Source organism: Streptomyces violaceorubidus (genome assembly GCF_000717995.1).
GTDB classification, from domain to species: domain Bacteria; phylum Actinomycetota; class Actinomycetes; order Streptomycetales; family Streptomycetaceae; genus Streptomyces; species Streptomyces violaceorubidus.
The window spans coordinates 64,521-77,606 of sequence record NZ_JODM01000003.1 but is presented as its reverse complement, the minus strand read 5'-3'; the positions used below and the strand labels follow the sequence as shown (position 1 = coordinate 77,606).

The window sequence follows — 13,086 nt, the reverse complement described above, 5'->3', positions numbered from 1 at the left end:
ACTCGCCCCGGTCGCGGTCTTGTCCAGACCACCGTTCACAGGCTAGCTTCGTTCTACATAGAAAGCGCTTGCTGTGCGGCTCGGAGGATGTGCCGCACGGTCGTACGAAGGGAATGACGTGACACGCAAGACGGTGCGTATCGCCATGAACGGTGTGACCGGGCGCATGGGCTACCGCCAGCACCTCGTCCGCTCGATCCTGGCCCTGCGCGAACAGGGCGGCCTCGACCTCGGCGACGGCACCGTGCTGTGGCCGGAACCGGTGCTGGTCGGCCGCCGCGAGCACGCGCTCAGGACGCTGGCGCAGCGCCACGGACTCGACCACGTCTCCACGGACCTGGACGCGGTCCTCGCCGACGACACCATCGACATCTACTTCGACGCCCAGGTGACCTCGGCCCGCGAAGAGGCGATCAAGAAGGCGATCGCCGCGGGCAAGCACGTCTACACCGAGAAGCCGACGGCCACCGGCCTCGACGGCGCCCTGGAGCTCGCCCGCCTGGCGAACGCGGCCGGCATCAAGCACGGCGTCGTCCAGGACAAGCTCTTCCTGCCGGGCCTGCTCAAGCTGAAGCGCCTCATCGACGGCGGCTTCTTCGGCCGGATCCTGTCGGTGCGCGGCGAGTTCGGCTACTGGGTCTTCGAGGGCGACTGGCAGGAGGCGCAGCGCCCGTCCTGGAACTACCGCAGCGAGGACGGCGGCGGCATCGTCGTCGACATGTTCCCGCACTGGGAGTACGTCCTGCACGAGCTGTTCGGCCGCGTGAGGACCGTCCAGGCCCTCACCGCCACCCACATCCCCGAGCGCTGGGACGAGAAGGGCAAGCCCTACGACGCCACCGCCGACGACGCGGCCTACGGCGTCTTCGAGCTCGACGGCGGCGCGATCGCGCAGATCAACTCCTCCTGGGCGGTCCGCGTCCACCGCGACGAACTGGTCGAGTTCCAGGTCGACGGCACCGAGGGCTCCGCGGTCGCGGGACTGCGGAGCTGCCGGGTCCAGCACCGCTCGGCCACCCCGAAGCCCGTCTGGAACCCGGACATCCCCGCCACCGAGGTCTTCCGCGACCAGTGGCAGGAGGTCCCGGACAACGGCGAGTTCGACAACGGCTTCAAGGCCCAGTGGGAGCTGTTCCTCAAGCACGTCTACGCCGACGCCCCCTACCACTGGGACCTGCTGGCCGGCGCCCGCGGCGTCCAGCTCGCCGAGCTGGGCCTGAAGTCCTCGGCCGAGGGCCGCCGCCTCGACGTACCGGAGGTCGGGCTGTGACCCTGCACCTTCCCGACGCGCACGGCACCCTGCGCGCCCACGAACCGCGCACCGAGCCCCTGCCCGCCGTCCGCTCCGGCACGGGAAGCGCTTTCACCTCCCGTACGGTCTTCTCGGCCGCGCACGTCGTCGCCGACCCGTACGCCGACACCACCCCCGACTCTCCCGCCGCCGTCGACTGGGACGCCACCCTCGCCTTCCGCCGCCACCTGTGGTCCCACGGCCTCGGTGTCGCCGAGGCGATGGACACCGCCCAGCGCGGCATGGGCCTGGACTGGGCGGGCGCGGCCGAGCTGATCCGCCGCAGCGCCGCCGAGGCGAAGGCGGTCGGCGGACTCATCGCCTGCGGCGTCGGCACCGACCAGCTCACCGGCCCGGCGACCCTGGCCGAGGTCCGGGCGGCGTACGAGGAGCAGCTCGCCCTCGTGGAGGGGTCCGGCGCGAAGGCCATCCTGATGGCCTCGCGGGCGCTGGCCGCCGCGGCCCGTGGCCCCGAGGACTACCTGGAGGTCTACGGCCACCTGCTCCGGCAGGCGTCCGAGCCGGTCGTCCTGCACTGGCTGGGCCCGATGTTCGACCCGGCGCTGGAGGGCTACTGGGGTTCGTCCGACCTGGACGCGGCAACGGACACCTTCCTGGAGGTCATCACGGCGCACCCCGACAAGGTCGACGGCATCAAGGTCTCCCTCCTGGAGGCCCGGCGCGAGATCGACATCCGCCGCCGCCTTCCGCAGGGCGTCCGCTGCTACACCGGCGACGACTTCAACTACCCCGAGCTGATCGCGGGCGACGAGAAGGGCTTCAGCCACGCCCTGCTCGGCATCTTCGACCCGCTGGGCCCGCTGGCGGCGGAAGCGGTCCGTGTCCTGGACACCGGGAACGCCGACGGCTTCCGGGAACTCCTCGACCCCACGGTCGAGTTGTCCCGTCACCTCTTCCGGGCCCCCACCCGCTTCTACAAGACGGGAGTGGTGTACCTGGCGTGGCTGGCGGGCCACCAGAGCCACTTCACGATGGTCGGCGGCCTCCAGTCGGCCCGCTCCCTCCCGCACTTGGCGCGCGCATACGAACTGGCGGACGGTCTGGGCCTGTTCCCGGACCCGAAGCTGGCGGAGGAGCGCATGAGGAACCTGCTGAGCCTGTACGGGGTGAACCAGTGACGGCGACCGGAGACCTTTCCCGCTTCTCCATCAACCAGATGACGGTCAAGCAGCTGCCCCTGCCGGAACTGGCGGACGCCTGCGCCGAGTCGGGCGTCACGAACGTGGGCCTGTGGCGGGAGCCGGTCCAGTCGTACGGTGTCGGGGCGACCGCCACACTGGTCCGCGACGCCGGCCTGACGGTCACGACCCTGTGCCGGGGCGGTTTCCTCACGGCGATCGATCCGCAGGAGCGTTCCAGTGCGCTGGACGACAACCGCAGGGCGATCGAGGAGGCGGCGACCCTCGGCACGGACACCCTGGTCCTGGTCTCCGGCGGCCTGCCCGCCGGGTCCAAGGACCTGCACGGCGCCCGGGAACGGATCGCCGACGCGCTGGCCGAGCTGGGCCCGTACGCCGAGCGGCACGGCGTCCGCCTGGCGATCGAGCCCCTGCACCCGATGTACGCGGCGGACCGCTGCGTGGTGTCGACGCTGGCCCAGGCCCTGGACCTCGCCGAACGCTTCCCGGCCCACCAGGTCGGCGTCACCGTCGACACGTACCACCTCTGGTGGGACGACCGGGCGCCCGAGCAGATCGCCCGGGCCGGCGCGGGCGGCCGCATCCACACCTTCCAGCTCGCCGACTGGACGACGCCGCTGCCCGCGGGCGTCCTCAACGGCCGCGGCCAGATCGGGGACGGCGCGATCGACATGCGGGAGTGGAAGGGGTACGTCGAGGCGGCCGGGTACACCGGCGCCATCGAGGTCGAGCTGTTCAACGAGGGGCTGTGGGCGCGGGACGGGCGGGAGGTGCTCGCCGAGACGGCGGCCCGGTTCGCCGAGCACGTGGGAGACTGCGCGGACCCGCGGCCCGGAAAATAATCCCGGCGACCCGTGCAACCCTTCCGCCCCCCGGCGGGTCGTACCTGGCATCGGAACACCCGTGGGGGTACCCGGGGGGGAAAATCCACGGAGCTCCGAAGGGGTGGGGACCCGAGAGGGCCCGGTCGTCGACCGGGCCCTCTCAAACGTCTCACCACCGTCTCCCGGACCTGCCGGCCGGGGCCCTCAGAAGAAGACCCCGCACCGCAGCAGCACGTTGGCGTACGGCCGCGCCTCCCCGGTGCGCACGATCAGCCGCGCGCCCGCCGACAACTCCTTGAGCCGTTCGTGCGGGACGAGCCCGAGGGCGGGGAAGAGCCCGTCGAGCAGCGTGGCGCACTCCGGGTTCGCCTCCCGGACCTCCGTCGCCGCCGTGGCGCCCTCGACGACCAACTCGGCCAGCAGGCCGTCCAGCACCTCGGAGAAGGACGGCACCCCGGCCCGGAAGGCCAGGTCGACGACGCGCGGCCCGTCCGGCACGGGCATGCCCGCGTCGCACACCAGGACGCCGTCCCCGTGGCCGAGTTCGGCCAGGGCGCCGGAGAGGTGGCGGTTGAGTATCCCGGCCTTCTTCACAGCGCACCGGCCTCCAGCGCCTCGGCCTCGGCCGCCGTCGGGTACGACTCCTGCGCCCCGGCCTTCGTGACCGCCGCCGCGCCCACCCGGGCCGCGTACGCCGCCGCCCCGGCCAGCGACTCGCCGGTGCCCAGCCGCCACGCCAGCGCCGCGGTGAACGCGTCGCCCGCGCCCGTCGTGTCCACGGCCTCCACCCTCACGGACGGCACCCGGACCACGCCCTCGGCGGCCGAGGCGACCAGCGCGCCCTCGGCGCCCAGGGTCACGACCACCGAGCGCGGGCCCTTGGCCAGCAGGACGCGGGCCCAGTCCTCGGGGCGCTCGCCGACCGGCGCGTCCCCGAGGAGCACCTTCGCCTCGTGCTCGTTGACGATCAGCGGGTCGCAGGCGGCCAGCACCTCCTGCGGGAGGGGACGCGGCGGCGACGGGTTCAGCACGAAACGGCTGTCCGGCGCGAGCGAGCGGACCACCTCCACGACCGTCTCCAGCGGGATCTCCAACTGCGTGGAGACCACCCGGGAGGCGTGGAAGAGGCTCGCGGCGGCGCGGACGTCGCCCGGTGCCAGCCGGCCGTTGGCGCCCGGCGAGACCACGATGCTGTTGTCCCCGGACGGGTCGACGGTGATCAGCGCGACGCCGGTCGGGGCGCCGCCCACCAGCACGCCGACCGTGTCGACGCCGGCCGCCCGCTGCGAATCCAGCAGCAGCCGGCCGTAGTCGTCGTCCCCGACCCGGGCCAGCAGCGCCGTACGGGCACCGAGCCGGGCGGCGGCGACGGCCTGGTTGCCGCCCTTGCCGCCCGGGTGGACGGCGAGGTCGGAGCCGAGCACCGTCTCGCCCGCCCCGGGCCGCCGCTCGACACCGATCACCAGGTCGGCGTTGGCCGACCCGACGACCAGCAGGTCGTAGTCGTACATCAGTCGTTCTCCGATTCGAGTGATTCCCGCTGGTTTCCGCCGGGTCCGGACGGCCGGTCTCAGCCCTCGAAGCCGGCCACGTTCTCCTGGGTGACGACCTTCACGGGCACCTTCACCGTCTGCTCCACCTTCTTGTCCTCGGCAGCCCGCAGCGCGTTCTGTACGGCGATCCTGCCCAGTTCCTTCGGCTGCTGCGCCACGGACGCGTACAGCGTGCCGTCCTGGACCGCCTTCAGCCCGTCCGGGGTGCCGTCGAAGCCGACGACCTGGACCGACTTGCCGGCCTTGGAACCGAGCGCCTTGATCGCGCCCAGCGCCATCTCGTCGTTCTCCGCGAAGACGCCGTCGACGTCCGGGTGCGCCTGGAGCAGGTTCGTCATCACGTCCAGGCCCTTGGTGCGGTCGAAGTCCGCGGGCTGCTTGGCGACGACCTTGATGCCCGGGTACTCCTTCAGCCCGGCCGCGAAGCCCGCCCCGCGCTCCCGGCTGGCGGAGGTGCCGGCCTGGCCCTGGAGGATGACGATGGTGCCCTTGCCGCCGAGCTTCTCGGCGAGCGCCCGGGCGCCCAGCTTGCCGCCCTCGATGTTGTCGGAGGCGACCAGCGCGGACGTCTGCGCCTTGTTGACACCGCGGTCCACGGCGATGACGGGGATGTCGTCCTTGTTCGCGGAGCGCACCGAGGGACCGGCCGCGTCGGAGTCCACCGGGTTGACGACGACCGCGGACAGGCGCCCGCTGACGAAGTTCTGCAACTGGTTGGCCTGCTGCGAGGCGTCGTTCTGGGCGTCCGTGACCGTCAGGTCCACGCCCAGCTTCTTCGCCTCCGCCTGCGCGCCGTTCCTGATCTGCACGAAGAACGGGTTGTTGAGCGTGGACAGCGACAGCCCTATCTTCTGGCTCCTGCCGTCCGAGGAACCGTTGTGCAGCAGCGAGGTGGCGCCGACGACGGCCACCGCGACCACGGCCGCGATCACATAGGTGAGCGCCTGCTTGCCCCGGTTGCCGCCGCCGGACGCCCCGGCCGCCGGGGTCACCGCGCCCGCCTTGCGGCGCAGCGTGTCGAAGAGCACCGCGAGCGCGATGACGACACCGATGACGACCTGCTGCCAGAACGCGGAGACGGACAGCAGGTTGAGGCCGTTGCGCAGCACCGCGAGGATCAGCGCGCCGATCAGCGTCCCCGAGGCCTTGCCGGTACCGCCCGCCAGCGAGGCGCCGCCGATCACCACGGCGGCGATGGCGTCCAGCTCGTAGCCCTGCGCGGCCTGCGGCTGCGCGGAGGAGAGCCGGGAGGCGAGCACGATGCCCGCGGCGGCGGCGAACAGGCCGGAGAAGGCGTAGATGGCGATCTTCTGCCGCTTCACGCGCAGACCGGACAGCCGCGCGGCCTCCTCGTTGCCGCCGATGGCGTACATGGAGCGGCCGATGTAGGTCCGCCCGAGGACGAACGCCGTGATCAGACCCATCACGATCATCACGAGCACCGGCACCGGCAGCCAGCCGCCGAGGGTGTCACCGAGGTGCGAGACCGAGTCCGGGAAGGCGATCGGCGAGCCCTGGGAGATGACCAGCGACAGACCGCGGCCCACCGACAGCATGGCGAGCGTCGCGATGAACGGCGGCAGCTTCCCGTAGGAGATGAGGAAGCCGTTCACCAGACCGCACGCGATGCCCGTCAGGACGGACAGCAGTACCGCGAGCGCCACCGGGATCCCGGCCTCGGTGGCGCTCCAGGCCAGCACGGTGGCCGACAGCGCGGCGACCGAGCCGACCGACAGGTCGATGCCCGCCGAGACGATGACGAAGGTGACGCCGAACGCGAGGATCGCGGTGACGGCGGCCTGGACGCCGACGTTGAGGAGGTTGTCGGCGGTCAGGAAGTCCCCGGACAGCGCCGACATGGCGATGACGAGGACGATCAGCGCGGTCAGCGCGCCGTTGTCGAGCAGCAGGCGGCGCAGCCCGCTCGTGGCGCCCTGCGCGCCCGGCTTGCTCTTGAGCGTGTCAGTGGCCACGGGAGGCCTCCGTTCCGTCCGTTCCGTTGGTGTGCGTGCTGACGGCGAGCGCCATCACGGAGTCCTGGGTGGCCTGTTCGGCGCTGAGTTCACCCGCGACGCGCCCCTGGGCCATGACGACCACGCGGTCGCTCATGCCGAGCACCTCCGGCAGATCGCTGGAGATCATGAGCACGGCGGCACCGGCGGCCGTCAGTTCGTTGATGAGCTGGTAGATCTCGACCTTGGCGCCGACGTCGATGCCGCGCGTCGGCTCGTCGAGGATCAGCACCTTGGTGTTCGCCAGCAGCCACTTGCCGATGACGACCTTCTGCTGGTTGCCGCCGGACAGCGTGCGCACGTGCTGGCCGAGCCCGGCCATCCGCACCCCGAGCTGACCGGCGATCCGCTCCGCCGCGGCGTGCTGGCCCTTGAGGTCGACCAGTCCGGCGCGGGCGGTGGACCGCAGCGTGACGAGCCCGAGGTTCTCCTCGACGGACGCGTCGAGCACCAGCCCCTGCCCCTTGCGGTCCTCGGGGACGAGCCCGATCCCGGCGGCCATGGCGGCGTTCACGTCGTGCGGGCGCAGCGGCGCCCCCGCGACGTGCACGGTTCCGGCGTCGTACGGGTCGGCGCCGAACACCGCCCGCACCACCTCAGTCCGCCCGGCCCCGACCAGCCCCGCGATGCCGACGACCTCACCGGCCCGCACCTCGAAGCCGACGTCGTGGAAGACACCGTCCCGGGTGAGCCCCTCCACCTTGAGCAGCGCCTCACCGGCGTCGGTGCGCTCGCGCGGGTACTGCTGGTCGATCGAACGCCCGACCATGAGCCGGACCAGTTCGTCCTCCGGCGTGGAGGCGGGCACCTGGCCCACGCTCCTGCCGTCCCGGATGACGGTGACCCGGTCGCCGAGCGCGGCGATCTCCTCCAGGTGATGGGTGATGAAGACGATGCCGACACCGTCCTCGCGCAGCCGCCGCACGATGGCGAACAGCTTCTCGACCTCGTCGGAGGTGAGCACGGCGGTCGGCTCGTCCATGATGAGCACCCGCGCGTCCAGGCTGAGCGCCTTGGCGATCTCGACCATCTGGAGCCGGGCGATGCCGAGTTCACGCACCCGCGTACGGGGGGACACGTTGACCCCCACGCGCTTCAGCAGCACCTCGGCGTCGGCGTCCATCCGCTTCCGGTCGATCATGCCGAGCCGGCGGGGCTGGCGCCCCAGGAAGATGTTCTCGGCGACCGTCAGGTCGGGGACGAGGTTGAACTCCTGGTAGATGGTGGCGATCCCGAGGCGCTCGGAGTCCTGCGCACCGTGGATGCGCACCTCCTCGTCGCCGGCCAGGATCCGCCCGGCGTCGGGCGTGTAGGCGCCGGAGAGCATCTTGATCAGCGTGCTCTTGCCCGCGCCGTTCTCACCGAGGAGCACGTGCACCTCGCCCCGGCGCAGGTCGAAGTCGACGCTGTCGAGGGCGACCACGCCGGGGAAGGTCTTGCGGATGCCCTCGATGCGCAGCAACTCGTCCGGACTGCGGCTGCTCACGGCGTACTCCTTCGTACGGGGGACGGGGACGGGGGGTGTGGTGCGGAGGGCGGCTCACCGCAGGAGCGGCGTACGACCAGGCGCGCCGGAAGGGTCACGGACTCACCGGTCCGCCCGGCGATCCGCTCGACGAGGGCGCGTACGGCCGCCCGCCCGAGGTCGCGGGTGGGCTGGGCGATCGCGGTGACCGGCGGATCGGTGTGCACGAACCACGGGATGTCGTCGAACGCGGCGAGCGCGATGTCCTCGGGGACGCGCAGTCCACGCGCGCGTAAGGCGTCGAGCGCGCCGAGCGCCATCAGGTTGTCGGCGGCGAAGACGACCTCGGGCGGCTCGGGCAGGTCGAGGAAGCCCTCGGTGACCCGGCGCCCGCTGCCGGCCTGGAAGTCGCCCTGGCCGATGTAGGCGTCCGGGAGGGGGAGCCCGTACGCGGCGAGCGCCTCGCGGAAGGCGTCGACGCGCTCGCGGCCGGTGGTCGTGGCGGCGGGCCCGGCGATGATCGCGAGCCGCCGGTGCCCGAGCCCGTGCAGATGCGCGACCAGGTCCCGCACCGCGCCCCGCCCGTCCGACCGCACCACGGGCACGTCCACCCCGGGGATCCAGCGGTCGACGAAGACCATCGGCGTCCCGGCCCGCGCGGCGTCCAGCATCCGCGGGGAGCCGCCGTCGGTGGGGGAGACGAGCAGCCCGTCGATCCGCCGGTCCAGCAGTGTGGTGACGTGGTGGTCCTGGAGGTCGGGCCGCTCGTCGGCGTTGCCGATGATGACGCTGTAGCCGAGCGCGCGGGCCTCCTCCTCGACGGAACGGGCCAGCTCGGTGAAGTACGGGTTCATGACGTCGCTGATGACCAGGCCGAGGGTGCGGGTCTGGTCCGTGCGCAGCGACCGGGCGACGGCGTTCGGGCGGTAGCCCAGGGTCTCGACGGCGGCCAGCACGCGGGTGCGTGCGGTGGCGCTGACCGACGGGTGGCCGTTGAGCGCCCGCGAGACCGTCGCGACGGACACGCCCGCCTCGGCGGCGACGTCCTTGATGCTCGCCATCGTCGTTCCACCTCCTCGTGGAATCGATTACACGAAGGATTGGAAACGATTACACGGGCGGGAATCAAGGGCTGTGGTCCGGCCGAGACCACATCGTGACCTGGCCCGTGTGCGGGGGTGGACCGCCGTCCGACACCGGCCCACCGCCACGAACGGGCCGTCCGAGTACCGTCCGGGCAGGTGAGGCGGTAGGAACGGGAGGACGGCGGCAGGCGGTCCCAGGGCGCACGGCGGCGTCCCCGCCCCGCCGCCGACCCGGGAGCACGCGCATGGCCCACCCCTCCGGCGGACCGACCGGAAGCGACACCTTTCCGGCGCTGTGCGGGTACACGCACCTCTTCCCGGGCGCGCGCTGCCGCGTCAAAAGACTCCCGGACCCGGACGCGTTCGTGGCCGTGCCCCGGCCGCTCGACGTGGACCTGCGGTTCTCCGACGGGGTGATGGTGGCGGCGCGGCTGCTCACGGAGCCGGGGGAGGGGCCGCCCCTGGTGCTGGCCGTCCCCGCCCACACCACGGCCGCCGGGACCCGGACCGACGCGCGGGCGTGGCGGGTTGGGGACCTGGTCGTGCGGGAGGGCGCCGACGTGGAACTCGTCGTCGGCGCCCTCCCGCGGTCCTGAGTCGTACCCCTCGCGCCGCTCAGCCCACGGCGGCTGCGAACATCCCCGCCTCGTACGAGCCGCCCTTCTGGTGCGTGATCACGGCGAGACGGTTGGCCGCGTTGATCAGGGCGACCAGGCAGACCAGCGCGGCGACCTGGTCGTCGTCGTAGTGCTTGCGCACCAGCTCCCACGTCTGGTCGGACACGCCCTCGTGCGCGTCGGCGAGCCGGGTGCCCTCCTCGGCGAGGGCCAGCGCCGCCTGCTCGGCCTCGGTGAAGACCGTGGACTCGCGCCAGGCGGCGACCAGGTGCAGCCGCACCGCGCTCTCCCCGGCCGCCGCGGCCTCCTTGACGTGCATGTCGATGCAGTGGCCGCAGCCGTTGATCTGGCTGGCCCGCAGCGACACCAGCTCCTGCGTGGACGGCGGCAGCGCCGACTGGTGGACCAGCATCCCGGCGCCCGCGAACCGCTTCGCGAACCTGCCGCCGAACTCGTTCTCGAACAGGTTGAATCGGGTGTCCATGATCTCGTCCTCGCTCGCTCTCGGTGCCTCGGTGACGAACACAAGACGCCGCCGCCCCGCACCCTGTGACAGGACGCGGACGTGACCCAGGACACCGCCGAGGGGTGTCACAGAACCCCGGCGACCGGTGTCCCGTGCGTGAGACCCGCCGGACCGAACGAACGGGAGAAGCTGGTGACCAGCGAGAACAGCGGCCGCGAACAGGACGACGCGACCGGCGAGAGCACGGCCGTGGACGCGGCCACCGAGGACTTCGTCGCGCACCGCAACCTGCTCTTCACGGTCGCCTACGAGATGCTCGGCTCGGCCGCCGACGCCGAGGACGTGCTCCAGGAGACCTGGCTGAAGTGGGCGGGGGTCGACCTCGGCACGGTGCGCGACCACCGCGCCTACCTGGTCCGCATCACCACCCGCCAGGCCCTGAACCGGCTGCGTACGCTCGGCCGCCGCAAGGAGTCCTACGTAGGCTCCTGGCTGCCCGAGCCGCTGCTCACCACGCCCGACGTGGCCGAGGACGTCGAACTGGCGGACAGCGTGTCGATGGCGATGATGCTGGTCCTGGAGACCCTGGCGCCGGTCGAGCGGGCGGTGTTCGTCCTGCGCGAGGTGTTCGACCTCGGCTACGACGAGATCGCCGAGGCGGTGGAGAAGAGCCCCGCCGCCGTCCGCCAGATCGCGCACCGGGCCCGCGCGCACGTCGCGGCCCGCCGCCCGCGCGGGGAGGTCTCGGCGACCGAGTCCCGTAAGGCGCTCGCCGCGTTCCGGCGGGCCGTGGAGACCGGCGACCTGCAAGGGCTGCTGGACGTCCTCTCCCCGGACGTCGTGCTGCTCGGCGACGGCGGCGGCATCAAGCAGGCCGTGCTGCGACCCGTCGTCGGCGCCGACAAGGTGGCCCGCCTGATGCTGGGCGGCCTGGGCAAGCTGTCCGTGCCGATGTCGATGGCACCGACCCAGGTCAACGGCTACCCGGCGCTGATCGTCCAGCTGGACGGCGAGTTGGACACCGTGGTGGCGGTCCGCTTCGACGAGGGCCGCATCACCGGCCTGTACGCCGTACGCAACCCGGAGAAGCTGTCGCACATGCGCGAGGAGACGGCCCTGAGCCGCTGAACTGCACGCCCTTCAGGCCGCCGCCAGCTCGCACCAAATGAACTTGCCCCGGTTGCCGTGTCTGGCCAGCGGATGCCAGCCCCCCACGTCGGCGCAGGCCCGCACGAGCGCCAGCCCCCGCCCCTCCTCCAGCTCCGTTGCCCCCTCGAACCTCGCGGGCGGCTCGGGCGGTTCGGGGTCCGCGTCCCACGCCCCGATCCGCAGGGTGCCCGGCGGCGACCAGCGGATGCGGAGGGCGGCGGGGCCCTTGGTGTGCCGTACGGCGTTGGAGACCAGCTCCGTGGCGAGCAGCTCGGCGACGTCGACGAGGCGGATCAGCCCGTGCATGGTGAGGACCAGACGGAGGGTGCGGCGACTGATGGTGACGGCGCGCAGGTCGTTGGGGATGTGGAGGGAGTACTCCCAGGCTTCGTTTTCAGGCATGCGGACTCCTCGCGGAGGGCGGTGGGATGACGGGTGGGTCCGGTGTCATTGCCGCAGCCGTCATGGCAGGACGGGGCGGTGCGCTTCCGGTGACCGGTTTCACAGGGTGTGCGTCGCGTCACCGACGGTAGACCTGAAAGTTTCGGCGGAGCGAGTCGGTCGCGTAATCTTCAACCCGAACGAGTCGTGTCGGCAGACGCGTTGAGGTGAGGAGCGGCCATTGCCCACGAGGCGCGAACCAACGGCGCGACAACTGCGCCTGGCGGTGGAACTGCGCAGACTGCGCGAGGCGGCCGGCCTCACCGCTCGGCAGGCTGCGGCCATGCTGGGTGTGAGCAACGTGCAGATCAGCCAGATCGAGTCCGGGTTGTCGGGGGTGAGCGAGCAGAGGCTTCGACGCTTGGCGTCTCATTACGCCTGTGACAACGAAGAGTTCGTCCGCGCCTTGGTGGAGATGGCGACCGACCGGACACGCGGCTGGTGGGAGGAGTACCGAGGCTTGCTCCCCACGTCGTTCCTCGACCTGTCCGAGCTGGAGCACCACGCCCGGTTCCTCCGGCACGTGGCGATCCTGTACGTGCCGGGACTGCTTCAGACAGAGGATTACTCGCGCGCGGTCTTCTCGGCCAGGTTGCCGACACTGGCCGCTGAGGAGTTGGAGGTGCGGATCCAGCACCGTAAGGCACGTCAGGCGTTCGCCATTCCGTACGAAGCGGTGATCCATGAGGCCGCACTCCGGATCAGGGTCGGTGACCGTGCCAAGTCAAGGGCGCAACTGGCGCGGCTCGCAGCGCTCTCGGAGGCGGACCACATCACCGTCCGCGTCATCCCCTTCGACCTGGACAACTTCGCCAGAGCCTCCAGCACCATGACGTACGTGAGTGGCCCGTTGCCCAAGCTGGACACCGTCGTGCGGGATGCGCCGCACGGTTCGGTCTTCATTGATTTCGAGGCGCAACTCAACGCCTATAGAACGCGCTTCCGTATGGTGGAGGAAGTGTCTCTTGAGCCCGACAGGTCTCGTGAATTCATCCATCAGCTGACGAAGGAGCTGTGAGGTAC

Annotated in this window: 13 protein-coding genes; 6 read left to right on the top strand and 7 right to left on the bottom strand. The window is 71.7% G+C overall.

The features are described from left to right. Positions 1-118 precede the first annotated feature (118 nt). Genes IE94_RS0106945 through IE94_RS0106935 form a run of 3 tightly spaced genes read left to right on the top strand, consistent with a single transcriptional unit; the run spans position 119 to position 3,293 of the window. Complete coding sequence (locus IE94_RS0106945; RefSeq protein WP_030179776.1) at positions 119-1,270, top strand: Gfo/Idh/MocA family protein; 1,152 nt, start codon at positions 119-121, stop codon at positions 1,268-1,270. Next, the gene (locus IE94_RS0106940) at positions 1,267-2,430 is read left to right on the top strand and encodes a dihydrodipicolinate synthase family protein (protein WP_030179773.1); all 1,164 of its coding nucleotides are present in this window, start codon (positions 1,267-1,269) and stop codon (positions 2,428-2,430) included. The genes IE94_RS0106945 and IE94_RS0106940 overlap by 4 nt, the downstream gene beginning before the upstream one ends. A 38-nt stretch (positions 2,431-2,468) precedes the next feature. After that, on the top strand, positions 2,469-3,293 hold the full coding sequence (locus IE94_RS0106935) for a sugar phosphate isomerase/epimerase family protein (protein WP_209441043.1): 825 nt from the start codon (positions 2,469-2,471) through the stop codon (positions 3,291-3,293). Between the two features lie 186 nt (positions 3,294-3,479). Here the strand turns inward: IE94_RS0106935 and rbsD are convergent, their stop codons facing one another. Genes rbsD through IE94_RS0106910 form a run of 5 tightly spaced genes read right to left on the bottom strand, consistent with a single transcriptional unit; the run spans position 3,480 to position 9,366 of the window. Then, the gene (gene rbsD / locus IE94_RS0106930; RefSeq protein WP_030179767.1) at positions 3,480-3,869 is read right to left on the bottom strand and encodes a D-ribose pyranase; all 390 of its coding nucleotides are present in this window, start codon (positions 3,867-3,869) and stop codon (positions 3,480-3,482) included. Next, positions 3,866-4,786, bottom strand: a complete 921-nt coding sequence (locus IE94_RS0106925; protein WP_030179765.1) for a ribokinase — start codon at positions 4,784-4,786, stop codon at positions 3,866-3,868. Before IE94_RS0106925 ends, rbsD begins: the two co-directional genes overlap by 4 nt. 59 nt (positions 4,787-4,845) lie before the next feature. Then, a complete protein-coding gene (locus IE94_RS0106920; protein WP_030179762.1) occupies positions 4,846-6,801 on the bottom strand; it encodes an ABC transporter permease/substrate-binding protein in 1,956 nt (651 codons plus the stop codon). Beyond that, on the bottom strand, positions 6,791-8,326 hold the full coding sequence (locus IE94_RS0106915) for a sugar ABC transporter ATP-binding protein (protein ID WP_030179760.1): 1,536 nt from the start codon (positions 8,324-8,326) through the stop codon (positions 6,791-6,793). The genes IE94_RS0106920 and IE94_RS0106915 overlap by 11 nt, the downstream gene beginning before the upstream one ends. Next, a complete protein-coding gene (locus IE94_RS0106910; RefSeq protein WP_030179757.1) occupies positions 8,323-9,366 on the bottom strand; it encodes a LacI family DNA-binding transcriptional regulator in 1,044 nt (347 codons plus the stop codon). Before IE94_RS0106910 ends, IE94_RS0106915 begins: the two co-directional genes overlap by 4 nt. Before the next feature lie 269 nt (positions 9,367-9,635). Between IE94_RS0106910 and IE94_RS0106905 the strand changes: the two genes are divergently transcribed. Next, a complete protein-coding gene (locus tag IE94_RS0106905; RefSeq protein WP_030179754.1) occupies positions 9,636-9,986 on the top strand; it encodes a hypothetical protein in 351 nt (116 codons plus the stop codon). A 19-nt stretch (positions 9,987-10,005) separates the two neighbouring features. Here IE94_RS0106905 and IE94_RS0106900 read toward each other — a convergent pair whose 3' ends face one another. Then, positions 10,006-10,491, bottom strand: coding sequence for a carboxymuconolactone decarboxylase family protein (locus IE94_RS0106900; protein ID WP_030179751.1), 486 nt, complete (start codon positions 10,489-10,491; stop codon positions 10,006-10,008). Positions 10,492-10,665: 174 nt separating this feature from the next. Between IE94_RS0106900 and IE94_RS0106895 the strand changes: the two genes are divergently transcribed. Further along, the gene (locus IE94_RS0106895) at positions 10,666-11,601 is read left to right on the top strand and encodes an RNA polymerase sigma-70 factor (RefSeq protein ID WP_245235192.1); all 936 of its coding nucleotides are present in this window, start codon (positions 10,666-10,668) and stop codon (positions 11,599-11,601) included. A 12-nt stretch (positions 11,602-11,613) separates the two neighbouring features. Here IE94_RS0106895 and IE94_RS0106890 read toward each other — a convergent pair whose 3' ends face one another. After that, positions 11,614-12,024 carry an ATP-binding protein gene (locus IE94_RS0106890; protein ID WP_030179746.1) on the bottom strand — a complete coding sequence of 137 codons (411 nt, stop codon included), beginning with the start codon at positions 12,022-12,024 and terminating at the stop codon, positions 11,614-11,616. A 220-nt stretch (positions 12,025-12,244) separates the two neighbouring features. Here IE94_RS0106890 and IE94_RS0106885 point away from each other — a divergent pair, with 220 nt between their 5' ends. Further along, positions 12,245-13,081: a helix-turn-helix domain-containing protein gene (locus IE94_RS0106885; protein ID WP_030179745.1), complete on the top strand. Its 837-nt coding sequence runs from the start codon at positions 12,245-12,247 to the stop codon at positions 13,079-13,081. The last annotated feature ends 5 nt before the right edge of the window (positions 13,082-13,086 follow it).

Coding starts and splice junctions, on each gene's coding strand:
- IE94_RS0106935 (WP_209441043.1), top strand. CDS start 2,469: ATGACGGTCAAGCAGCTGCCCCTGCCGGAACTGGCGGACGCCTGCGCC.
- IE94_RS0106925 (WP_030179765.1), bottom strand. CDS start 4,786: ATGTACGACTACGACCTGCTGGTCGTCGGGTCGGCCAACGCCGACCTG.
- IE94_RS0106910 (WP_030179757.1), bottom strand. CDS start 9,366: ATGGCGAGCATCAAGGACGTCGCCGCCGAGGCGGGCGTGTCCGTCGCG.
- IE94_RS0106905 (WP_030179754.1), top strand. CDS start 9,636: ATGGCCCACCCCTCCGGCGGACCGACCGGAAGCGACACCTTTCCGGCG.
- IE94_RS0106900 (WP_030179751.1), bottom strand. CDS start 10,491: ATGGACACCCGATTCAACCTGTTCGAGAACGAGTTCGGCGGCAGGTTC.
- IE94_RS0106890 (WP_030179746.1), bottom strand. CDS start 12,024: ATGCCTGAAAACGAAGCCTGGGAGTACTCCCTCCACATCCCCAACGAC.